The 20,603-nt window shown below is 68.7% G+C and carries 18 protein-coding genes and 1 riboswitch; of the genes, 1 reads left to right on the forward strand and 17 read right to left on the reverse strand.

What is annotated here, in order from left to right; all coding sequences use genetic code 11:
- Positions 1 to 7: 7 nt before the first annotated feature.
- The 7 genes from bluB to cbiE are packed head-to-tail and all read right to left on the reverse strand — an operon-like array spanning position 8 to position 5,685.
- The gene (gene bluB / locus ACODSN_RS03195; protein WP_489053117.1) at positions 8 to 655 is read right to left on the reverse strand and encodes a 5,6-dimethylbenzimidazole synthase; all 648 of its coding nucleotides are present in this window, start codon (positions 653 to 655) and stop codon (positions 8 to 10) included.
- Positions 652 to 1,278, reverse strand: coding sequence for a cob(I)yrinic acid a,c-diamide adenosyltransferase (cobO, locus tag ACODSN_RS03200; RefSeq protein ID WP_489053118.1), 627 nt, complete (start codon positions 1,276 to 1,278; stop codon positions 652 to 654). The genes bluB and cobO overlap by 4 nt, the downstream gene beginning before the upstream one ends.
- Positions 1,268 to 2,032: a precorrin-6A synthase (deacetylating) gene (gene cobF / locus ACODSN_RS03205; protein ID WP_489053119.1), complete on the reverse strand. Its 765-nt coding sequence runs from the start codon at positions 2,030 to 2,032 to the stop codon at positions 1,268 to 1,270. Before cobF ends, cobO begins: the two co-directional genes overlap by 11 nt.
- Positions 2,029 to 3,339 (reverse strand): cobyrinic acid a,c-diamide synthase CobB, encoded by a 1,311-nt coding sequence (locus ACODSN_RS03210; RefSeq protein ID WP_489053121.1) that lies wholly within the window; start codon positions 3,337 to 3,339, stop codon positions 2,029 to 2,031. The genes cobF and ACODSN_RS03210 overlap by 4 nt, the downstream gene beginning before the upstream one ends.
- The gene (cobM, locus tag ACODSN_RS03215; RefSeq protein WP_489053122.1) at positions 3,336 to 4,121 is read right to left on the reverse strand and encodes a precorrin-4 C(11)-methyltransferase; all 786 of its coding nucleotides are present in this window, start codon (positions 4,119 to 4,121) and stop codon (positions 3,336 to 3,338) included. The genes ACODSN_RS03210 and cobM overlap by 4 nt, the downstream gene beginning before the upstream one ends.
- Positions 4,118 to 4,483 carry a cobalamin biosynthesis protein gene (locus ACODSN_RS03220; RefSeq protein ID WP_489053123.1) on the reverse strand — a complete coding sequence of 122 codons (366 nt, stop codon included), beginning with the start codon at positions 4,481 to 4,483 and terminating at the stop codon, positions 4,118 to 4,120. Before ACODSN_RS03220 ends, cobM begins: the two co-directional genes overlap by 4 nt.
- Positions 4,480 to 5,685, reverse strand: coding sequence for a precorrin-6y C5,15-methyltransferase (decarboxylating) subunit CbiE (gene cbiE / locus ACODSN_RS03225; RefSeq protein WP_489053124.1), 1,206 nt, complete (start codon positions 5,683 to 5,685; stop codon positions 4,480 to 4,482). Before cbiE ends, ACODSN_RS03220 begins: the two co-directional genes overlap by 4 nt.
- On the opposite strand from cbiE, the gene ACODSN_RS03230 reads away from it, so the two are divergent.
- Positions 5,684 to 6,433: a cobalt-precorrin-6A reductase gene (locus tag ACODSN_RS03230; protein WP_489053125.1), complete on the forward strand. Its 750-nt coding sequence runs from the start codon at positions 5,684 to 5,686 to the stop codon at positions 6,431 to 6,433. The two genes, cbiE and ACODSN_RS03230, sit on opposite strands and share 2 nt — an antisense overlap.
- Here ACODSN_RS03230 and cobJ read toward each other — a convergent pair.
- The 10 genes from cobJ to ACODSN_RS03280 form a co-directional block, all read right to left on the reverse strand.
- On the reverse strand, positions 6,409 to 7,179 hold the full coding sequence (gene cobJ, locus ACODSN_RS03235) for a precorrin-3B C(17)-methyltransferase (RefSeq protein ID WP_489053127.1): 771 nt from the start codon (positions 7,177 to 7,179) through the stop codon (positions 6,409 to 6,411). The two genes, ACODSN_RS03230 and cobJ, sit on opposite strands and share 25 nt — an antisense overlap.
- Positions 7,176 to 7,904, reverse strand: coding sequence for a precorrin-2 C(20)-methyltransferase (gene cobI / locus ACODSN_RS03240; RefSeq protein ID WP_489053129.1), 729 nt, complete (start codon positions 7,902 to 7,904; stop codon positions 7,176 to 7,178). Before cobI ends, cobJ begins: the two co-directional genes overlap by 4 nt.
- Entirely contained in the window at positions 7,901 to 8,530 is a 630-nt protein-coding gene (locus tag ACODSN_RS03245; protein WP_489053130.1) for a precorrin-8X methylmutase, read from the reverse strand. Before ACODSN_RS03245 ends, cobI begins: the two co-directional genes overlap by 4 nt.
- On the reverse strand, positions 8,530 to 9,651 hold the full coding sequence (locus ACODSN_RS03250) for a cobalamin biosynthesis protein CobG (protein ID WP_489053131.1): 1,122 nt from the start codon (positions 9,649 to 9,651) through the stop codon (positions 8,530 to 8,532). Before ACODSN_RS03250 ends, ACODSN_RS03245 begins: the two co-directional genes overlap by 1 nt.
- Complete coding sequence (gene cobN / locus ACODSN_RS03255) at positions 9,648 to 12,929, reverse strand: cobaltochelatase subunit CobN (protein WP_489053132.1); 3,282 nt, start codon at positions 12,927 to 12,929, stop codon at positions 9,648 to 9,650. Before cobN ends, ACODSN_RS03250 begins: the two co-directional genes overlap by 4 nt.
- Before the next feature lie 9 nt (positions 12,930 to 12,938).
- Positions 12,939 to 13,976 carry a cobalamin biosynthesis protein CobW gene (cobW, locus tag ACODSN_RS03260; RefSeq protein WP_489053133.1) on the reverse strand — a complete coding sequence of 346 codons (1,038 nt, stop codon included), beginning with the start codon at positions 13,974 to 13,976 and terminating at the stop codon, positions 12,939 to 12,941.
- A gap of 181 nt (positions 13,977 to 14,157) precedes the next feature.
- A riboswitch (cobalamin riboswitch) is annotated at positions 14,158 to 14,390 on the reverse strand.
- Between the two features lie 79 nt (positions 14,391 to 14,469).
- Positions 14,470 to 15,924 carry an NAD-dependent succinate-semialdehyde dehydrogenase gene (locus tag ACODSN_RS03265; RefSeq protein ID WP_489053135.1) on the reverse strand — a complete coding sequence of 485 codons (1,455 nt, stop codon included), beginning with the start codon at positions 15,922 to 15,924 and terminating at the stop codon, positions 14,470 to 14,472.
- Between the two features lie 79 nt (positions 15,925 to 16,003).
- Entirely contained in the window at positions 16,004 to 17,842 is a 1,839-nt protein-coding gene (locus ACODSN_RS03270) for an acetyl/propionyl/methylcrotonyl-CoA carboxylase subunit alpha (protein WP_489053137.1), read from the reverse strand.
- 4 nt (positions 17,843 to 17,846) lie between these two features.
- Positions 17,847 to 19,448 (reverse strand): carboxyl transferase domain-containing protein, encoded by a 1,602-nt coding sequence (locus ACODSN_RS03275; RefSeq protein ID WP_489053138.1) that lies wholly within the window; start codon positions 19,446 to 19,448, stop codon positions 17,847 to 17,849.
- Positions 19,445 to 20,599 (reverse strand): isovaleryl-CoA dehydrogenase, encoded by a 1,155-nt coding sequence (locus ACODSN_RS03280; protein ID WP_489053140.1) that lies wholly within the window; start codon positions 20,597 to 20,599, stop codon positions 19,445 to 19,447. The genes ACODSN_RS03275 and ACODSN_RS03280 overlap by 4 nt, the downstream gene beginning before the upstream one ends.
- Positions 20,600 to 20,603 lie beyond the last annotated feature (4 nt).

Below are 20,603 nucleotides of genomic sequence, written 5' to 3' on the forward strand. Positions count from 1 at the left end.
GATCCATTCACCGTTCGAACAGGCGATCGCGGAGCGGTTCGCGCGATTGCCAGCCGCGCCGTTCGAGTTCGGGCGAGTCGGCGTCCTCCGCCGGATAGCCGATGCACAGCAGCGCGGTGAGCGACCAGTGGGCGGGCACCTCCAGCATCGCATGGACGGCCGCCGGATCGAGGATCGAGACCCAGCCAAGGCCGATCCCGCGCACCCGCGCCGCCAGCCACAGCGTATGGACGGCCAGCACGCAGGAATAGCGCAGCATTTCGGGCATGGTGGCGATGCCGAGGCCATGGCCCGCCGCCGCCTGTTCATCACAGAATACCGCCATCAACTCGGGCGCTTCGCGAAGCCCGTGCAGTTTCAGCGACAGATAGTGGTCGTGACGGTCCTGCCCGGCATAGCGCGCCGCCGCCCGCGCATTTTCCGCATCCACATGATCGGCGAGCGCCTCACGGATCGCGAGCGAGCGCAGGCGAACGAAACGCCAGGGCTGGGCGTTGCCGACCGACGGGGCGAAGGCGGCGCAATCCAGCAGTGCCAGCATCTCCTCCTCCGCAATGGCGCGGCCATCGAAATGCCGGACATCGCGCCGCCAGCGCAGCAAATCCACGAACTGCGCGGCGAAGGCCGCGTCGAACCGGGGCGGCGGCTCGCTCAATATTCGATCCCCGCCTGCGCCTTTACCCCGGACCGGAAGGGATGCTTCACCATCGTCATGTCGGTCACGAGGTCGGCGGCCTCGATCAGCGCGTCGGGCGCGTTGCGGCCGGTGACGATGACATGCTTCATCGCGTCGCGCGCTGTCAGCACCGCCATCACCTCCTCGACTGGCAGATAGTCATAGCGCAGGACGATGTTCAACTCATCGGCCAGCACCATATGATAGGCGGGGTCGGCGATCATGCGCTTCACTTCGTCCCACGCCGCGCGCGCCGCCGCGATGTCGCGCGAGCGGTCCTGCGTGTCCCAGGTGAAGCCTTCGCCCATCGGCTTGAACTCGACATTGTCGGGGAAGGCGTCGAATACCGCTTTCTCGCCGGTGAGCATCGCGCCCTTGACGAACTGGACGACGCCCACCTTCATGCCATGGCCGATCGCGCGCACGACCATGCCGAGCGCCGCGCTGGTCTTGCCCTTGCCCTTGCCGGTGTGGACGATCAGCAGGCCCTGTTCGCGGGTCTTGTTGGCCATGATCTTCGCCTGCGCCACCTGCTTCTTGCGCATTTTTTCGGCGTGGCGGGCCTCGTCCGGCGCGGCCTGCGCGTTGCTGTCAGCTTCCATCCGCTTGTTCCCTTCGTAGGAGATAGACGTCCATGATCCAGCCGTGGCGTTCGCGCAATTCCGCCCGGCGCGCGACGATACGGGGACCGGCGTCGGCCAGCGGGCCTTGCTCCAGCGCTTCATGCGCCATGCCGAGATAGGCGCCCCACCAGATCGTCACGCCCTGCGGGTCCAGCACCTCGAACGCGCAACCGCCGTCGAGCATGACCACGACCGTATCCGCGCCATCGGGCCAGCCATGGGCGCGCAGTATCCGGCCCGTGGTGATCGTCACCGGCCCGGCCAGCGGGTTCAGCGGCATGGCGTGGGCAGCGGTCAACGCCTGAATGCTGGTGATGCCGGGCACGACCCGCACGGTCAGGTCCATGCCGCCCCCGCGCAGCCGCTGCGCGATCCGCAGGCTGCTGTCGTAAAGCGAGGGGTCGCCCCAGACGAGCAGCGCCAGCCGCCCGCCATCGGGCAGATGTTCGGCGATCTGCCGTTCCCACGCATCGGCGATGGCGTCATGCCAGCTATGCACCTCGTCCAGATAAGCGCCGCCCTCATCGCGCACGGGCAAGTCGAATTCCACCACCCGCACCGGCGCGGTCAGCACGCGCGCGCAAATCTCGCGGCGCAGGTCGATGAGGTCCGATTTGCCGCGACCCTTGCGCGGCAGCAAGATGAGATCGGCTCCGTTCATCGCCGCAACCGCCTGCGCGGTCAGATGATCGACATTGCCGGTGCCGATGCCGATCAGATGGAGATCAATCATTTGGCGGGCGCGATCATGTGGAAATAGGTGCCGGTCACGCGACCGCGATGCGATCCGGTTTCGGCGACCGCCGCGCCATCGGCGTCCGTCACATGCGCGAGCGGGGCGTCGCTTTGTTCGACGATGGTGGAATAGTGGAATTCATGGCCGCGCAATCGCGTGCCGGCGGCCATCCCCGCTACCGGCACGCGCAGTTCCGCATGACGATAGCCCAGGTGCATCCGCCGCTGCGCGTGGCTGGTGACGAGGCCGAGCAGGCCAGCCATCCGGTGTCTTTCGCCGCTTTTGTCGATCAGCGCCTCGCCCAACACCATATAGCCGCCGCATTCGCCATGGACCGGGCGAGTCCGCGCATGGTGGCGCAGGCCCGACAGGAAGGTGTCGGCAGCGGCGATGGTTCCGGCATGAAGCTCGGGATAGCCGCCGGGCAGCCAGACGAGATCGGCCTGTGGCGCGGGCGCTTCATCGGCGAGCGGAGAGAAAGGCAGGATTTCCGCGCCAGCCCGCCGCCAGCCTTCCAGCAGATGCGGATAGATGAAGGAGAAAGCGGCGTCGCGGGCGATGGCGATGCGTTGCGCCGGGGGCGCGGGTAGCCCCGTCTCGCCCGAGACCGTGCCGCCGCCGCGCGCGGCGTTCCGGATGGCGTCGAGATCGGCATGGGTGCGCAGGAAGGCCGCATAGTCGGCGATGGCGCGGTCGAGATCGGGATGTTCGACGGCTTGCACCAGCCCCAGATGGCGCTCGGGCAGGGTCAGGTCGCCCCGGCGCGGCAGCGCGCCCAACACCGTGATCCCCGCCAGCTCCATGCCCCGGCGCACCAGCCGTTCATGGCGCGGGCTGGCGACGCGGTTGAGGATCACCCCGGCGAAGGGCAGCGCGGGATCGAGGCTCTTGAACCCCAGCGCCGTAGCCGCGGCGGATTGCGCCTGACCCGACACGTCGACGACCAATATGACCGGCCAGCCCATCCGCCGCGCAATCTCTGCGCTCGCGCCATGACCGCTCGCGCCCCGGCTGGCGACGCCATCGAACAGGCCCATCGATCCTTCGGCGATCACCATGTCCGCGCCCGCCGCCTCGCCCGCGATGGCGGCGATCAGGTCGCTTTCCATCGCCCAGCTATCGAGATTGAACGACGCCCGGCCGCAGGCGGCGCGGTGGAAGGCGGGATCGATATAGTCCGGCCCGCTCTTGAACGGCTGCACCGTGAGGCCATCCTCATGCAGTGCGCGTAGCAGGCCGAGCATGACCGTGGTCTTGCCGGTGCCCGATGCAGGGGCGGCGATCATCAGGCCGGGGACGGTCATTCCGATGCTCCAAGGAAGGGAGAGTTCGCGTCCTGCGGGCGGAACCGTCGGTCATAACCGGGCGCGTAGAGGCTGCTTTGCGCGAAATCCTCCGCACCCAGCACCCGGCCGACGAGGATCAGGGCGGTGCGCTCCATGCTGCCCGCCACGGCATCGGCGATGGTGGCGAGCGTCGCACGGACGATGCGCTGTTCGGGCCAGCTCGCGCGCCACACCACGGCGACCGGGCAATCCGCGCCATAGGCCGGGATCAGATCGGCCACCACCTGCGCGAGATTGTGGATCGACAGGTGAATGGCGAGCGTCGCGCCCGTCGCGGCGAAATTGGTCAGGCTTTCAGCGGGCGGCATGGCGCTCGCCCGGCCCGGCGTGCGGGTCAGCACCAGCGATTGCGCGAGTTCGGGCAGGGTCAGTTCCGCCTCCAGCGCGGCGGCGGCGGCGGCGAAGGCGGGGACGCCGGGCGTCACGGTGAAGGGAATGTCCATCGCGCGCAGCCGCCGCAACTGCTCGCCCATCGCCGACCAGATCGACAGGTCGCCCGAATGAAGCCGCGCCACGTCCTGTCCCGCATGATGGGCGGCTTCGATCTGCGCGATGATCTCATTGAGTGCCATCGGCGCGGTGTTGACGATCCGCGCACCCGGCGGACAATGGGCGAGCATGGCGGCGGGGATCAGCGATCCGGCGTAGAGGCAGACCGGGCTGGCGGCGATCAGGTCGCGCCCGCGCAGGGTCAAAAGGTCGGGCGCGCCCGGCCCTGCGCCGATGAAATGAACGGTCATGGCGTGGTTCCTTGGGCGATGGCGCAGGTCGCCATGCGATCGGGGGAGATATGACGAGGGGTGAGCAAATGCGCGCCCGCACCGGCGGCGGCGAGAGCGGAGGCTTCCGCGACGCTGCCGGTGCCGCGCGCCGACTGGCTGGCGAGGGACCGGGTTCGGGTCGGCGCGGCGGCAAGACTATCGGCCGCAACGCCAGTCAGCGGCAGGCCCAGCGCCTGCGCGAGCGGGACCAGCGCCGCGACCTTGTCATGCGCGGTGGCCAGATGCGTGACCCGCAATTGCCCCTGTTGCGCCAGCGCGAAAGCAGCGTGCAGGGAGTCGAGACCCACGCCCGACCGGAAGCCGAAACCCGCGACGATCATAGCGTCACGCTCCATTGCACCACCGGATAGCGCGCGCGCCAGCCATGGCGATTACCGAGCGGCGCGGCGTCAGCCAGTTCGATGCGCAGCAGGCCCCCACCCTTTTTGCCATGCCAGCGCGCCAGCAATGCTTCGGATTCCAGCGTCACCGCATTGGCGACCAGCCGCGTGCCAGCCGATAGTCGCGCCCACAGCGCCGTCAGCAACGCGTCCGACAATCCCCCGCCGATGAACACAGCGTCGGGCGAAGAGGATGGGAGTGTATCAGGCGCGGCGCCCTCCAATATGTCCAGCCGGTCTACGCCCAAAGCCAGCGCGTTGTCGCGGGCGCGAGCGGCGCGCACCGGGTTCGCCTCGATCGCTATGGCGCGGTTGGCGGGATGAGCGAGCAGCCATTCGATGCCGATCGATCCCGATCCCGCGCCGATATCCCAGAGCAACTCGCCCGCGCGCGGGGCCAACGCCGACAGGGTGAGCGCGCGCGCAGGCCGCTTGGTGATCTGGCCATCGGACGCGAACCATTCGTCGGCGAGGCCGCTGGCGACCGGCAAGGCCGCGCCCGGCCCGGCACCATCGATTCCGACCGCGACCGGATGAGTGATATCTGTCAGTGTCATCGCTTCGGCAGGAACGCGGCGCACGCGCTCGCGCGGCCCGCCCAGCGCCTCCATCACATACAGCAACGACGCGCCGAAACCCTGCTCCGTCAGATACGCCGCCAGCGCCGCCACGGCCTCGCCATCGCGCAGCAAAGCGATGATGCGGCGGCCCGGCCCGAGATGCGGCCGCAGCCGTTCGAGCGGCGCGGCGTGCAGGCCGAGGCAGGCGACATGCTCCAGCGGCCAGCCGAGCCGAGCGGCTGCCAAAGCGAAGGTCGAGGGCGCGGGATGCGCGACCCATTCATGATCGTCGAGCAGACGCGTCACGCTGCTCCCCGCGCCGAACCAGAAGGGATCCCCCGACGCCAGCATCACGACCCGCCGCCCGCGATGCGCCAGCAGGGGCGCGATGCCATCGGCAAAGGGCACTGGCCATGGGATCGCGGGGCAGCTAAGCGCTGGCAGCAGCGACAGGTGGCGGGCCGATCCCATGACCAGCTCGGCCTCGCGCAGCGCCGCCCGGCTCGCGGCGGACAGGCCATCCGGTCCGTCCTCGCCGATGCCGACGATCGTCAACCATGGGTCGAAAGCCGCCTCAGCCATGCCGAATATCCTGCTGCTGGGCGGCACGACCGAAGCGAGCGCGCTCGCCCGCCTGCTGGCCGCGCGCGGCATCGGAACGACGCTCAGCTATGCCGGCCGGACGGCGCATCCCCGCGCGCAGCCGGTGCCGGTGCGCATCGGCGGCTTCGGCGGGATCGCTGGACTGGCGGACTATCTGCGCGAAAAGCGCGTGACTCATCTGGTGGACGCCACCCATCCCTTCGCCGCGCAGATGAGCGCCCATGCGGTCGCGGCGGCGCGGCTGGCGGGCGTGCCCCATATCGCGCTGACCCGTCCCCCATGGCACCCCGTCGCCGGGGACAGCTGGCGCCATGTGCCCGACATAGCGGCGGCGGTGGCGGCGCTCGCCGGACCTGCCCGCCATATTATGCTGGCGCTCGGGCGGATGCATGTCGATGCCTTCGCCGCGCAGCCGCAACATCATTATCTCCTGCGTTTCGTCGATGCGCCGGATCGGCCACCCGCTTTGCCGCGCCACAGCCTGACCGTCGATCGGGGGCCGTTCACCCCGGAAGGCGACATCGCGCTGATGCAGGCGCATGGCGTCGATCTGGTGGTCGCCAAAAATGCGGGCGGCACGGGTGCGGACGCCAAGCTGGCCGCCGCGCGCGCGCTCGGCCTGCCCGTGCTGATGATCGACCGCCCCATATTGCCGGAACGGATGGAAGTGATGCGCCCCGAGGACGTGATCGCCTGGATCGATCATGCGGCCGACCGGGGCGTGTAGAGAATCGGTCCCGCCGGCCGGTCGATGATCCGCGTCTGGCTCGACCCGACGATCACCATCGTGCGCATGTCGGCCATGTCGGCACGCGCTTGCCCCAGCGGCACGATGCGCAATTCTTCCTGCGGGGTCGAGACCGCGCGGGCGAACAGGATCGGGCGATCGTCGCCGCAGGCCTCCCGCAGCACCTCCAGCACGCGCGCGAAGCCTTCGGGCCGGGCCTTCGACCGGGGGTTGTAAAAGGCCATGGCGAAATCCGCCTCCGCCGCCAGCCGCAACCGCTTTTCGATCAGCGGCCAGGGTTTCAGATTGTCGGACAGGTTGATGGCGCAGAAATCATGGCCAAGTGGCGCGCCCGCCCGCGCGCTGGCGGCGAGCATGGCGGTGATGCCGGGCAGCACCTGAATGTCCAGATCGCGCCAGTGGGCGGGACCTGCCTCCAGCGCCTCGAACAGAGCGGCCGCCATGGCGAACACGCCGGGGTCGCCGGACGACACCACCACCACGCGCTTGCCCGCCGCCGCCATTTCCAGCGCGTGCGCGGCGCGATCCAGTTCGACGCGGTTATCCGTGGCGTGCAGCACCAGCCCCGCGCGCGGCGCGATGCGCGCGACATAGGGGATGTAACCGACGATGTCGCTGGCGGCGTCGAGCGCGGCGCTGACCTGCGGCGTCACCAGCGCCTCGTCGCCCGGCCCAAGGCCCGCGACAGCAATCCAGCCAGCCGTCACGGCCTGCGTCGCGTTCATGGCCGGCGTCCTTGGCCGTGGATCAGCAGGATCGAGAAATAGGGGGTGACGCTAGTCGCGTCGCCAAGGCGGGTGACGCGCTGGCCGGGCATGGCGGCATGTTCGACCAGCCACGCCGCTTCCTCGCGCCCCGCCGCCGCCACGGCCCGGCGCAGCTTGGGCAGGTTGCGCCCGATCTTCATCACCACCAGCGCATCGGTGTCACGGATGCGCCGGACCAGCTCCTCTTCGGGCAGGGTCGCCATCGCCACGGTCAGCACATCGTCGCCCCAGGTGATCGGCACCCCGGTCGCGTTCCACGCGCCCGCCATGCCGGTGATGCCCGGCACCACCTGCACCGGCACGATCCCCGCCAGCCTGCTGTGCAGATGCATGAAGGACCCGTAGAAAAACGGGTCGCCCTCGCACAGCACGACGATCTCCTCGCCCGCCAGCGCCAGCGTGGAGAGTGTGTTCGTGCATTCGGCGTAGAAAGCCGAAAGACAGGCATTGTAGCGCGGATCGGCGAGCGGAATTTCGGTCGTCACCGGATATTCCATGGCGATTTCGATGACATCGGCGCGCAGCATCCCCTCGGCGATGCGCCTTGCCTGCCCCGGCCGCCCGGCCTTGCGGAAATAGGCGACATGGCGCGCGCCACGCACCAGCCGGTCCGCCCGCACGCTGAGCAGGTCGGGCGCGCCGGGGCCAAGGCCGACGCCATGGACCGTTCCGACCGCGCTCATTCGGCGCGGCTCGCGAGCGCGTTGACCGCCGCCACCGTGATCGCGCTACCGCCGAGGCGTCCTTCGACGATGCAGCAGGGGACCGGCGGCGCGGCCCACAGGGCGGCCTTGGATTCGACTGCGCCCACAAACCCCACCGGACAGCCGATGATCGCGGCGGGGCGCGGACAATGGGGGTCCTCCAGCATGTTGAGCAGGTGGAACAGGGCGGTCGGCGCGTTGCCGATCGCCACCACCGCCCCCGCCAGATGCGGCCGCCACAACTCCAGCGCGGCGGCGGAGCGGGTGTTGCCCATCGCCCGCGCCATGTCCGGCACCTGAATATCGTTCAGCGTGCACACGATCGCATTGGCGGCGGGCAGGCGCGCGCGGGTAATGCCTTCGGACACCATGCGGGCGTCGCACAGGATCGGCGCGCCTGCCGCCAGCGCCGCGCGGGCGGCTACCGCGAAACCGACCGAAAAGCGGATATGCGCCGCCAGTCCGACCATGCCGGCGGCGTGGATCATGCGCACCGCGACCTGTTCCTCATCGGGCGAGAAGGCGGTGAGATCGGCTTCGGCGCGGATCGTGGAGAAGGACTGGCGATAGATGGCCGCGCCATCGGTTTCATAACTATGGAGCATCAGGAAAGTCCGAAATGAGCGAGAATCTGCGCCGGGCCAAGGCCGACGTGAGGGGCGGGCGCGCCGGCGGGCGCATCGAAACCGAGGTCGAACAGGCCGTCGCGTCCCGTAAGCGTCACACTGGCCGCACCGGCATGCGCGCAGCCCTTGGCGCAGCCCGACACATGCAGCCGACCGTCGATGTGCGGGGCGAGACGCTGCGCAAGGGCGCGCGTCTCCACCGTCGATTGCGGACAGGCGGGCGCGCCGGGGCAGGCATCGACATGGAGCAGCGGATCGGCGGGATCGGCGATCAGGCCCGGCAGGGGCGCGTCAGCCGCCCCTTCGAGCAACAGCACGCGCCAGGGGGTAATCCGGGCGGCTTCGCCCTGCATCGCCTGCATCAGACGCTGCGCCTCGACCCGCCCGAACGGCAGGCCATAGGCCATGCCCAGATCGTTTGGCCCCGGCGTGATCGGCGCGGCGGCGGGTGCCGGAAGAGAGTCGCCCGCCGCCCATGAAGGCAGCGGCGCGCGATGCCGCGCCATGCGTCCGGCCTCGATCCCGCCGCTCCACGCGAACCAGTGGGCGAGCGCGATCAGGCCATCGACCTCCTGGCCGAACGCGACCGGCACGCCGGCGGCCCGGCTATCGGCGCGCAGGATCAGCCCGCCATCCGCGCCGCGTTCGATGCGGAAATCGCCCGGCTCGCCCGACAGCAGGCAGGCGTGACCGGCGTCGATGACGAACCCTGTCTTGCCCGGCAGGTTGGGCAGGTCGTCCAGCCGCGCCAGCAGGTCCGTGGCGATACGGTGATTGTCGTCCCCGGTCCGCCAGTCGGGCGCGACGAGGATATTGCGCCGCTGCTCTCGCGCCGGATCGGCGTCCACCAGATCGAGCGCGATCAGCCGGTCGAGCAGCGGCCGCCAGCCTTCCTCGCGCAGCCCGCGCAGCTGGAGATTGGCGCGGCGCGTCATGTCGATCAGGCCGTTGCCGTGGGTCATGGCGGCGTCGCACAGACCAAGCAGTTGCGCGCGGGTCAATCGCCCGAGGCGCGGCTTAACCCGCACCAGCAGCCCGTCGCCCGCCTGCATCGGTCGCCAGGCGTCGGGGCACCAGCCCTTGACCGCAAAGCCGCTCATGCTCCGCCCTCGACTGGCAAGCTGGCGAGGATGGAATTGCGCCGCGTCTGCCACAATCCTGCGGCATGGAGCGCGGCGAAGCGCTGTTCCATCGCCGCCAGCGCTTGCGGATTGGCCTGCGCCATGAAGGCGCGGACATCGTCCCGCCCGAGCGTCGCGTCATGATAAAGGTCGAACAGATGCGGCGGCACGCTGCCCGAAAGATGGGCGAACGCACCCATATGATCGAGCGTCGCCGCCAGTTCCGCCGCGCCCCGAAAACCGTGGCGCATCATCCCCGCGACCCAGCCGGGATGCGCGGCGCGGGCGCGCACGACGCGGGCGATCTCCTCGGTCAGCGTGCGCGCCACGGGCTGCGCCGGATCGCGATTGTCCAGATGATAGAGTGACGCCGTGCCGCCCGACAGCGCTTTGGCGGCGGCGAAACCACCCTCGTGCGCGGCATAGTCGGCGGCCAGCAGTAGATCGGTTTCGGGCAGATCCTGAAGATGGACGAAGGCGTCCGCCCCCGCCACGCGCAGGCGCAGGCCATCGGGATCGGCCCGCGGGTCAGTCGCGTCCCCGCTCGCGTCGAGGATATGGGCGGACGCCGCCAGCCATGCCTCGCCCGCCGTGCGCCGGCTCTCGTCGCTATAGACTTCGGCGGCGTCGCCAAGGCCCAAGCCATAGCTGCCCGCTGCCGGGCCATAAACGCGCGGGCTGGGGGCCTGCCCGGCGAAGGGGTTCCAGTCGGCCGGCTCGTCCCGCCCGCATAGCGCGCGCACCGCCTGCCCGAACAGTTGCGGCAGCATCGGGAAGGCGTCGCGGAACAGGCCCGACACCCGCAGCGTCACGTCGATGCGCGGGCGGTCGAGCAACGCCAGCGGCACGATCTCGATGCCCGACACCCGCTCGGACGTCAGGTCCCATAGCGGCTTGGCGCCGAGCAGGTGCAGCGCCATGGCGAACTCCTCGCCCGCCGTGCGCATCGTCGCCGATCCCCACAGATCGACCACCAGCCCGCGCGGGTAATCGCCCTGATCCTGCAAATGCCGCCGGATCAGCTCTTCGGCGAGTCGAACCCCCTGCGCATGGGCAGCGCGCGAGGGCACGGCGCGCGGATCGATGGCATACAGGTTGCGCCCGGTCGGCAGCACGTCGCCGCGCCCGCGCCACGGCGAGCCGGACGGGCCGGCGGGCACGCGCCGGCCATCGAGCGCCGCCAGCAGCCCGGCCCGCTCCGCCGCGCCCTGATCGCCCCGCCCGAATATATGCAGCCCGTCGCCGAACTGGCTTTCCTTGACGTCGCAGACGAAGCGGTCGATCCGGGTGATCGCCTCAACCGGGGTGGCGGCGGCGTCGAGGCCGAGTTCCGCCTCCAGCCCCAGCACGCGCGCTTCGGCCTGAATGGCGTCCTGCAAGCGGGCGCGTCGACCCCGGTCCAGCCCTTCGGCGTTGGAAAATTCATCGAGCAGCGCCTCGATCCGCGCCAGCCCCGCGCCGCTCGCGCTCTGCACCAGCGGCGGCGGCACATGGCCGATCGTCACCGCGCCGATGCGCCGCTTGGCCTGCGCCGCCTCGCCCGGATCGTTGACGATGAAAGGATAGACGAGCGGCGTCGCGCCGATCAGCGCCTCGGGCCAGCAATCGCCCGACAGCGCCACCGACTTGCCCGGCAGCCATTCCAGCGTCCCGTGCGCGCCGATATGCACGAGCGCGTCGACGCCCTGATCGCGCAGCCACAGATAGAAGGCGACATAGGCATGGCGCGGGCAGCGGGACAGGTCGTGATACTCATCGTCGCGGCTGGCGCGCTCGCCGCGTTCGGGCTGGAGGGCGATGAGCATTTCGCCCGCGCGCAGGGCCGTGAAACGGAACGCGCCATCGACGACCGCGCTGTCCGCCTCCGGCTCGCCCCAGTTCGCGGCCAGATCGATGCGCAGCGCGTCGGGCAACTCCGCCAGCGCCGCGCGATACTCTGCCAGCGGCCAGTGCAGATGGTCCTGCCCCAGACGAGCGGCGAGGTCCGCCACGGCCCGTGCGTCATAGCCCGCCGCCGCCAGATCGGCGAGTATCGCCTCGACCGAAGCCAGCACATCCAGCCCGACAGCATGCGCCATCTGATAGGATTTGCCGGGATAGGTGGACAGGATCAGCGCCATCCGCCGGTCGGCGGCAGGCTTGCGAGCGAGCGCGATCCAGCCCGCGACCTTTGCCGCGATCGCCTCGATCCGGTTAGCGTCGGCGCGGTGGATAGTGCGGGCGAAACCGAGGTCGGGATCGCGCTCGCCCGCTTCCTTGAAGCTTGCGACACCGGCAAAGATGCGTCCGTCAATCTCCGGCAAAACGACATGCATGGCAAGGTCGGCCGGTGACAAGCCGCGCGATGTGTCCGCCCAGCCCGCCCGGCTCGCGGTGGCGAGCGCGAGCTGGAACACCGGCACGCCCGCGCCGTCGAGCGGGGTGTCGCCGCTCTCGCCGCGCGCGGAAAAGGCGGTGGCGTTGACGATCGCGGCTGGCGCGAGGCCACGCACCCATCGGTCGATCCGGTCGCGGGCTTCGGGACTTTTGAGCGACGGCGCGAAGATCGACAGCGCCGCGAAGCCGCGCCTTTCGAACGCGGCAGTCAGTGACGCGAAGGGATCGAGATCATACGCGGTCAGATAGGAGCGGTAGAAGATGATGAGCACCAGCGGCCGCTCGGGATCGCGCGGGAAGGCTTCGGGATCGACAACGCCCAGCGCGGGATGCCAGCCGCCGACCAGCGGCAGCGGCGCGCTATGCTGCGCCGACTCGTCGATCAACCCGGCCGCCTGTGCAAGCATGGCCAGCGCGGCCTGCGCCGATTCCGCCCCGCCCGCGTCACACAGCCGCGCCAGGTCGCGCAAAACGGGCACGGGCACGGTCGACGCGGCATCGAGCCGCCCGTCTTCAAAGCCGTCGGCGGGCAGCACCGCCAGCGCGACGCCGCGCGAACGTGCCAGCGCCTCGACCTGTTGCAGCCCATAGCTCCAATAGGGGGTGCCACCGATCAGCCGGATCAGGATCGCCTTCGCGCCCGCCAGCGTCCGCTCGACATAGGTGTCGACCGACAACGGGTGCATCAGCGTCGCCAGACTGGCGAGCCGGAGCGTCGGAAAGCCAGCATTGAAGCCGCGCGCCTGATGCCATGCCGCCGCGAACGCGCCAAGGTCGCTGTCCGAAAAGGACAGGACCACGAGATCCGCGGGCGACTGCCCGAGATCCTGCGGGACGGCATTTTCCTCCATCCCGTGCGTTTCGCGGAAGATGACGTGCATCGCGCGCTTTTATCCCAGCAGTGTCGCGCGGATCGCGTCGGCGTCGATATGGTCATGCTCGGCGATGACGACCATCGTCGTCCGCCGTGCTTCGTCCGGCCGCCATGGCCGGTCATATTGGTGCCGCACCCGCGCGCCGACCGCCTGCACCAGCAGCCGCATCGGCTTGCCCGCGACGGCGGCATATCCCTTCACCCGCAGGATATTCTGGTCGCGCGCGAGCGCCTCGATCCGGGTGGCGAGCAAAGCGGGATCGGCGATTTCGCCCCATTCGACCACGATGCTGTCGAAATCCTCATGCTCGTGATCGTCCTCGCCATCATGATGCGACGGGCGCGCGGCGATATCATCCTCGGCGGCAGCGGAAAGACCCAGGATCAGGTGCGGATCGACCACGCCTTCGGTCAGTTCGATCACCGGCACGGGCCGGGGCGATTCCGCCGCGATGACGGCGCGGGCGGCGGCGACGCCCTCCGCCCCGGCGAGATCGACCTTGGTCAGCAGCACCATGTCGGCGCAGGCAAGCTGGTCCTCGAACACTTCGGACAGCGGCGTTTCATGGTCGATGCCGGGATCGGCGGCGCGCTGCGCGTCGAGCGCGGCGACATCGGGCGCGAACCGGCCCGCCGCGACCGCTTCGGCATCGGCCAGCGCCAGCACGCCGTCCACGGTGATGCGGCTGCGGATCGCGGGCCAGTCGAACGCCTTGAGCAACGGCTTGGGCAAGGCCAGTCCGGATGTTTCGATGAGGATATGGTCGGGGCGCGGATCGAGCGCGAGCAGCGTTTCGACGGTGGGGATGAAATCATCGGCCACGGTGCAGCAGATGCAGCCATTGGCCAGTTCAACGATATTTTCCGCCGGGCAATCGGGAATGGCGCACGACGCCAATATGTCGCCATCGACGCCGAGCGAACCGAACTCGTTGACGACCACCGCCAGCCGCCGCCCGCCCGCATTGCGGATCAGGTGGCTGATGAGCGTGGTCTTGCCGGCGCCCAGAAAGCCGGTGACGATGGTGACCGGCACCTTGGACAGGTCGGACATGGATAACTCTCCGCGCGCCGGAGCGAGACAGAGCGGGGCTTGCCGGACAGGTCCGGTCGGCGCGCAACGACGGGCGGGCGCGACACATCGCCCATAGCCACGCGACCGTGCAGCCCCAGCCGCACAGTTCGTCGCTCAGACGGAGAGTTACCGTGCCATGACCATCCCCTGGACCAAGGCAAGAGCGACCGGAGCGCCGGCAGGTCTCCTGGCTCGCGGGTCACAGCTTGATGCACGCCTTCCCGAACGTGGCGCCGATGCGCCGTCCAGTGACCGCTCCCTTGATGGGGAGCCTGTGCATCGCGCTATCCGCTTACAGTTGCAGGGACAGCCGCGGATTTGGGCGCTTTGGGGCGCCCGCACCGCATTCCCGATTAAGCCCCGAAAGGGGGCACCGGCGCGATCATGCGAGGTCCGGCTTTACCCGGTCCTTGCGCGCTCGCCCTAGATCAAAACCGGCCCCAAGCCAATGCTGTTTTGCCAACCCGCCGGGTCAGCCCGGAGCGCCGATGCCCATGCAGAGATATTTCAGCTCCATATAATCGTCGAGGCCGTGGCGGGAGCCTTCGCGACCAAGGCCCGATTGTTTCACCCCGCCAAAGGGGGCGACCTCGGTGGAGATGAGGCCGGTATTGATGCCGACCATGCCCGCTTCCAGCGCTTCGGCGACACGCCAGACGCGGCCAAGGTCGCTTGCGTAGAAATAGCTGGCGAGGCCGAACTCGCTGTCATTGGCGAGGCGGATCGCCTGCGCCTCGTCAGAAAAGCGGATGACCCCGGCGAGCGGTCCGAACGTCTCTTCGCGCGCCAGCTTCATGTCCGGCGCGACATCGGCGATGACGGTCGGTTCATAATAGAAGCCGCCAAGGCTGCTGCGCCGCCCGCCCGTCAGCAGCGCGCCACCGCCTTTGATCGCGTCGGCGACATGCTCCTCCACCTTTTCGACAGCCTTGCCGTCGATCAGCGGGCCGACCGCTGTGCCTTCATCCAGGCCATAGCCGACCTTGAGCGCCTTCACCTTCCCGACCAGTTTCGCGACGAAGGCGTCATAGACACCGTCCTGCACGTAAAATCGATTGGTGCAGATGCAGGTCTGGCCGTTGTTGCGGAATTTCGACGCCATCGCTCCTTCGACCGCCGCGTCGATATCGGCATCGTCGAATACGAGGAAGGGCGCGTTACCGCCCAGTTCCATGCTGGCTTTCTTCACCGTGTCGGCGCAGGCGCGCAGCAGCGCCCGGCCGGTCTCGGTCGATCCGGTGAAGCTGATCTTGCGCACGAGCGGGTTCGTGGTCAATTCGCCGCCGATTGCGCGCGCGGAGCCGGTGACGATGTTGATGACGCCCGCCGGAATGCCCGCCTGCTGCGCCAGCACGCCCAGCGCCAGCGCGGAAAAGGGGGTCGCGGACGCAGGCTTGATGACGATCGTGCATCCCGCCGCGAGCGCCGGGGCCAGTTTGCGCGTGACCATCGCGGTCGGAAAATTCCAGGGCGTGATCGCGCCGACGACGCCGACGCCCTGTTTCAGCACGACGATGCGCTTGTCGGCGGCGTGGGAGGGCACGACCTCGCCATAGGCGCGCTTGCCTTCTTCGGCGAACCATTCGACAAAGCCCGCGGCATAGGCGATCTCGCCCTTCGCCTCGGCTAAGGGCTTGCCCTGCTCGCGGGTCAGCAATTCGCCCAGCGCATCCTGATTCGCCATCATCAGATCGAACAGCCGCCGCAGCAGCGTCGCGCGGTCGGCGGCGGTGCGGGCGCGCCAGCCGGGCAGCGCCGCCTGCGCCGCCGCGATGGCCCGCGCCGTTTCCGCCTGCCCCATGGCGGGCACGCAGCCCAGCCTGACGCCCTTGCCCGGATCGGTGACATCGACGGTTTCGCCACTGTCGGCGTCGCACCATTGACCGTCGATATAGCATTGTTCGCGCAGGAAATCGGCGTGGGTCATGATCGGCGATCCTCGAAGCAGGCGGGCGAAGATGCGCCGCCCCGCTCCCTCATTACGAGCCTGCCGCGCGGATGTTCCCTTATTCGGCCTTGTCGATCTTGGCCAGCAGCGCGCCTTCGCTCACCTGCCCGCCCTCGCTGGCGTTGAGCGTCGCGATGATCCCGTCAAAGGGCGCGACGAGGCTATGCTCCATCTTCATCGCTTCCAGCGTGAGGAGCTTCTGCCCCTTCGTCACGGTGTCACCGGCGGTGACCATGACGGCGATGATCCGGCCCGGCATGGGCGACAGGATCGCGCCATCGGACGCGTCCGCCCCGCCGGCACCGCCCGCCCGGAAGGGCGAGAGCCGCCAGACCTGCCCGCCCTGCGCCACCAGCATATCGTCGCGCGGCGCGGCATCCTCCTCGCGCGGATCATAGGCGATCGTGATCGCCTCGCCATCGATCAGGAAGTGGCCTTGTCCCCGTCGCGGCGCGTTCAGGCGGAAGCCCGCCACCGTGCCGCCCAGCGACAGGGCGGCGGCGGCATCGGCCAGCGCGGCGGCGTCGGGCCGGGTTGGCGGCATCAGCGCATCGCCTTCCCGCGCGATCAGGCCGGTGTCGAGCCGTGCGGCGGCGAAATCGGGATGGCGCAGCGCCTTCACCAGAAATCCCGCATTGGTCTTGAGCGGCCAGACGGCGCTGTCGTCCAGCGCCCGCGCCAGATCCTCGCGGGCGGCGTCGCGGGTCGGACCATGGGCGATGAGCTTGGCGATCATCGGATCGTAGAAGGGCGAAATCTCCGCGCCCTGCCCGACGCCGGTGTCGATGCGCACGCCATCGCCCAGATCGAAGCGGTCGAGCCGGCCGATCGAGGGCAGGAAGCCCTTGGCCGGGTCCTCGGCATAAAGACGCGCCTCCATCGCCCAGCCGGTGATCGACAACTGATCCTGCGCCAGCGGCAGCGACTCCCCGCTCGCCACGCGCAACTGCCATTCGACCAGATCCTGCCCGGTGATCGCTTCCGTCACCGGATGTTCGACCTGGAGCCGCGTGTTCATCTCCATGAACCAGATGCGGTCGGCGCGCAGCCCTTCCGACCCGTCGGCGATGAACTCGATCGTCCCGGCGCCGACATAATCGACCGCCTTCGCCGCGTTGACCGCCGCCCGGCACACCGCTTCGCGCGTGGCGGCGTCCATGCCCGGCGCGGGCGCTTCCTCGATCACCTTCTGATGGCGGCGCTGGAGCGAACAATCGCGTTCGAACAGATGGACGACCTCGCCATGGGCGTCGCCGAAGATCTGCACTTCGATATGGCGGGGGTTCGTCACCCATTTTTCCAGCAGTACGGAATCATTGCCGAAGCTGGACGCCGCCTCGCGCTGACAGGACAGCAGCGCGTCGGCGAAGTCGCCCGCGCTGTCCACCTTGCGCATGCCCTTGCCACCGCCACCGGCTACGGCCTTGATAAGGACGGGATAGCCGATCGCGTCCGCCTCCGCCCGCAGACGATCGGGCGACTGATCCTCGCCCAGATAGCCGGGCGTAGTGGGAACCCCGGCGGCCTGCATCAGCGTCTTGGCCGCGTCCTTGAGACCCATCGCGGTGATGCTGGACGGATGGGGACCGACCCAGATCAGCCCGGCGTCGATCACCGCCTGCGCGAAGGCGGCATTTTCCGACAGGAAGCCATAGCCCGGATGGATCGCCTCCGCCCCGGCCGCCAGCGCGGCGGCGATGATGGTGTCGCCCAGCAGGTAGGACTGGCCGACCGGCGACGGCCCGATATGCACCGCCTGGTCGGCCAAGCGGACATGCAGCGCATCGGCATCGGCGTCGGAATAGACCGCCACCGTGCGAATGCCCAGGCGGCGGGCCGTGCGGATGATCCGGCAGGCGATTTCGCCGCGATTGGCGATGAGGAGGGACTGGATCATCGATTTACATCCGGAACAGGCCGAACTGCGCGCGATCGGCGATCGGCGCGTTCAGCGTAGCGGCGAGGGCGAGGGTGAGGACGTCGCGCGTCTGCGCCGGGTCGATGACGCCATCGTCCCACAGCCGCGCGGTGGCGTAATAGGGATTGCCCTCTTCCTCATATTTGGCGCGCACCGGGGCCTTGAACGCTTCCGCTTCCTCCGGCGTCCACCGCGCCGCGTCGCGATGCACGGTGGCGAGCACCGACGCCGCCTGCTCGCCGCCCATCACCGAAATGCGGGCATTGGGCCAGCTGAACAGGAAGCGCGGGCCATAGGCGCGGCCGCACATGCCATAATTGCCCGCGCCGAAGCTGCCGCCGATCAGCAGCGTGATCTTGGGCACCTGCGCCGTCGCGACCGCCGTCACCAGCTTTGCGCCATTTTTGGCGATGCCTTCCGCCTCATATTTGCCGCCGACCATGAAGCCGGAAATATTCTGGAGGAACAGCAGCGGGATGCGGCGCTGGCAGGCCAGCTCGATGAAATGCGCGCCCTTGAGCGCGCTTTCGCTGAACAGCACGCCATTATTGGCGATGATCGCGACCGGCATGCCACCGATATGGGCAAAGCCGCAGACCAGCGTCGTGCCATAGAGCGCCTTGAATTCATGGAATTGCGACCCGTCGACCAGCCGCGCGATCACTTCCCGCACATCATAGGGCGCGCGCACATCCTGCGGGATGACGCCATATAGCTCCGCCGGATCGAACCGGGGCGGCTGCGGATCGCGCAGGTTGACGTCGGCCGCGCGGTCGGGCGCGAAAGTCGAAACGATGTCGCGGACAATGGTGAGCGCATGATCGTCGCTCTCCGCGACATGATCGACCACGCCCGACCGGCGGCCATGCAGGTCGCCGCCGCCCAATTCCTCGGCCGTGATGACCTCACCCGTCGCCGCCTGCACCAGCGGCGGACCGGCGAGGAAGATCGTGCCCTGGTTGCGCACGATCACGGTTTCATCCGACATGGCGGGGACATAGGCGCCGCCCGCGGTGCAGCTGCCCATCACGCAGGCGATCTGGGGGATGCCGCGCGCCGACATTTGCGCCTGATTGTAGAAGATGCGGCCGAAATGCTCTCGGTCGGGGAACACCTCCGCCTGATTGGGCAGGTTCGCGCCGCCGGAATCGACCAGATACAGGCAGGGTAGATGGTTTTCGAGCGCGATCTCCTGCGCGCGCAGATGCTTCTTCACGGTCAGCGGATAATAGGTGCCGCCCTTCACCGTGGCGTCGTTACAGGCGATCATCACCTGCCGACCGGACACCCGCCCGATGCCAGCGATGATGCCGGCGCCGGGCACCTCGTCGCCATAGAGACCGTTGGCGGCAAGCTGGCCGATTTCCAGAAAGGGCGATCCGGCATCCAGCAATTGCTCGACCCGGTCACGCGGGAGCAGCTTGCCACGGGCGTTATGCTTGTCTCGGGCATGATCCGGCCCGCCCAGGGCGGCGGCGGCGGCCTTGTCGCGCAACTGCGCGGCGAGCGCGCGGTTATGCGCGGCATTGGCGCGAAAGCCCTCGCTGTCCGGCACGAGCTTGCTGTCGAGAACCGGCGCGCTCATACCCCGATCAACTCCCGGCCGATCAGCATCCGCCGGATCTCGTTGGTGCCCGCTCCGATGTCGAGCAGCTTGGCGTCGCGCATATAGCGTTCGACCGGCCAGTCTTTCGTATAGCCCGCGCCGCCCAGCGCCTGCACCGCCTCCAGCGCGACCTTCATCGCGTTTTCCGACGCCAGCAGGATGGCGCCAGCAGCGTCGAAGCGCGTCGTCTTGCCCGCGTCGCACGCCTTCGCCACGGCATAGACATAGGCACGGGCGGAATTGAGCGCGACATACATGTCGGCGATCTTGGCCTGCATCAGCTGGAACGCGCCGATCGGCTTGCCGAACTGCGTGCGCTCACGGACATACGGCAGGACCACGTCGAGACATGCCTGCATGACGCCAAGCTGGATGCCCGCCAGCACCGTCCGTTCATAATCGAGACCCGACATCAGCACGCCGACGCCGCCATTGAGCGGCCCCATGATATTCTCTTCCGGCACCTCGCAATCCTCGAACAGCAGTTCGGAGGTCGGGCTGCCCCGCATGCCCATTTTCGCGATCTTCTGGCCGATGGAAAAGCCCTTCATCCCCTTTTCGATGAGGAAGGTGGTGATCCCGCGCGATCCCGCATCCGGATCGGTCCGCGCATAGACGACCAGCGTGTCGGCATAGGCCGCGTTGGTGATCCAGAACTTGGTGCCGTTGAGGACATAGCGATCGCCGCGCTTCTGCGCCTTCAGCTTCATAGACACGACGTCCGATCCGGCCCCCGCCTCCGACATGGCGAGCGAACCGACATGCGCGCCGGAAATCAGCTTGGGGAGATAGCGGGCCTTTTGCGCCGGAGTGCCCCAGCGCCTGATCTGGTTGACGCACAGATTGGAATGCGCGCCGTAGGACAGGCCGATGGAGGCTGACGCGCGCGCCACTTCCTCCTGCGCGACGACATGCTCCAGATAGCCAAGGCCGAGGCCACCATCCTCCTGTGCCACGGTGATGCCGTGCAGGCCGAGTTCGCCCATGGCGGGCCAGAGCTGTTCGCGGGGAAACCAGTCCTTCTCGTCGATTTCGGCGGCGAGCGGCGCGATCTTGTCGGCGGAAAAGCGGGCCGTGCTCTCGCGGATCATGTCGGCGTTATCGCCAAGCGCGAAATCGAAATCGGTCATGGAA

This window comes from Sphingobium sp. FG11, assembly GCF_057809915.1.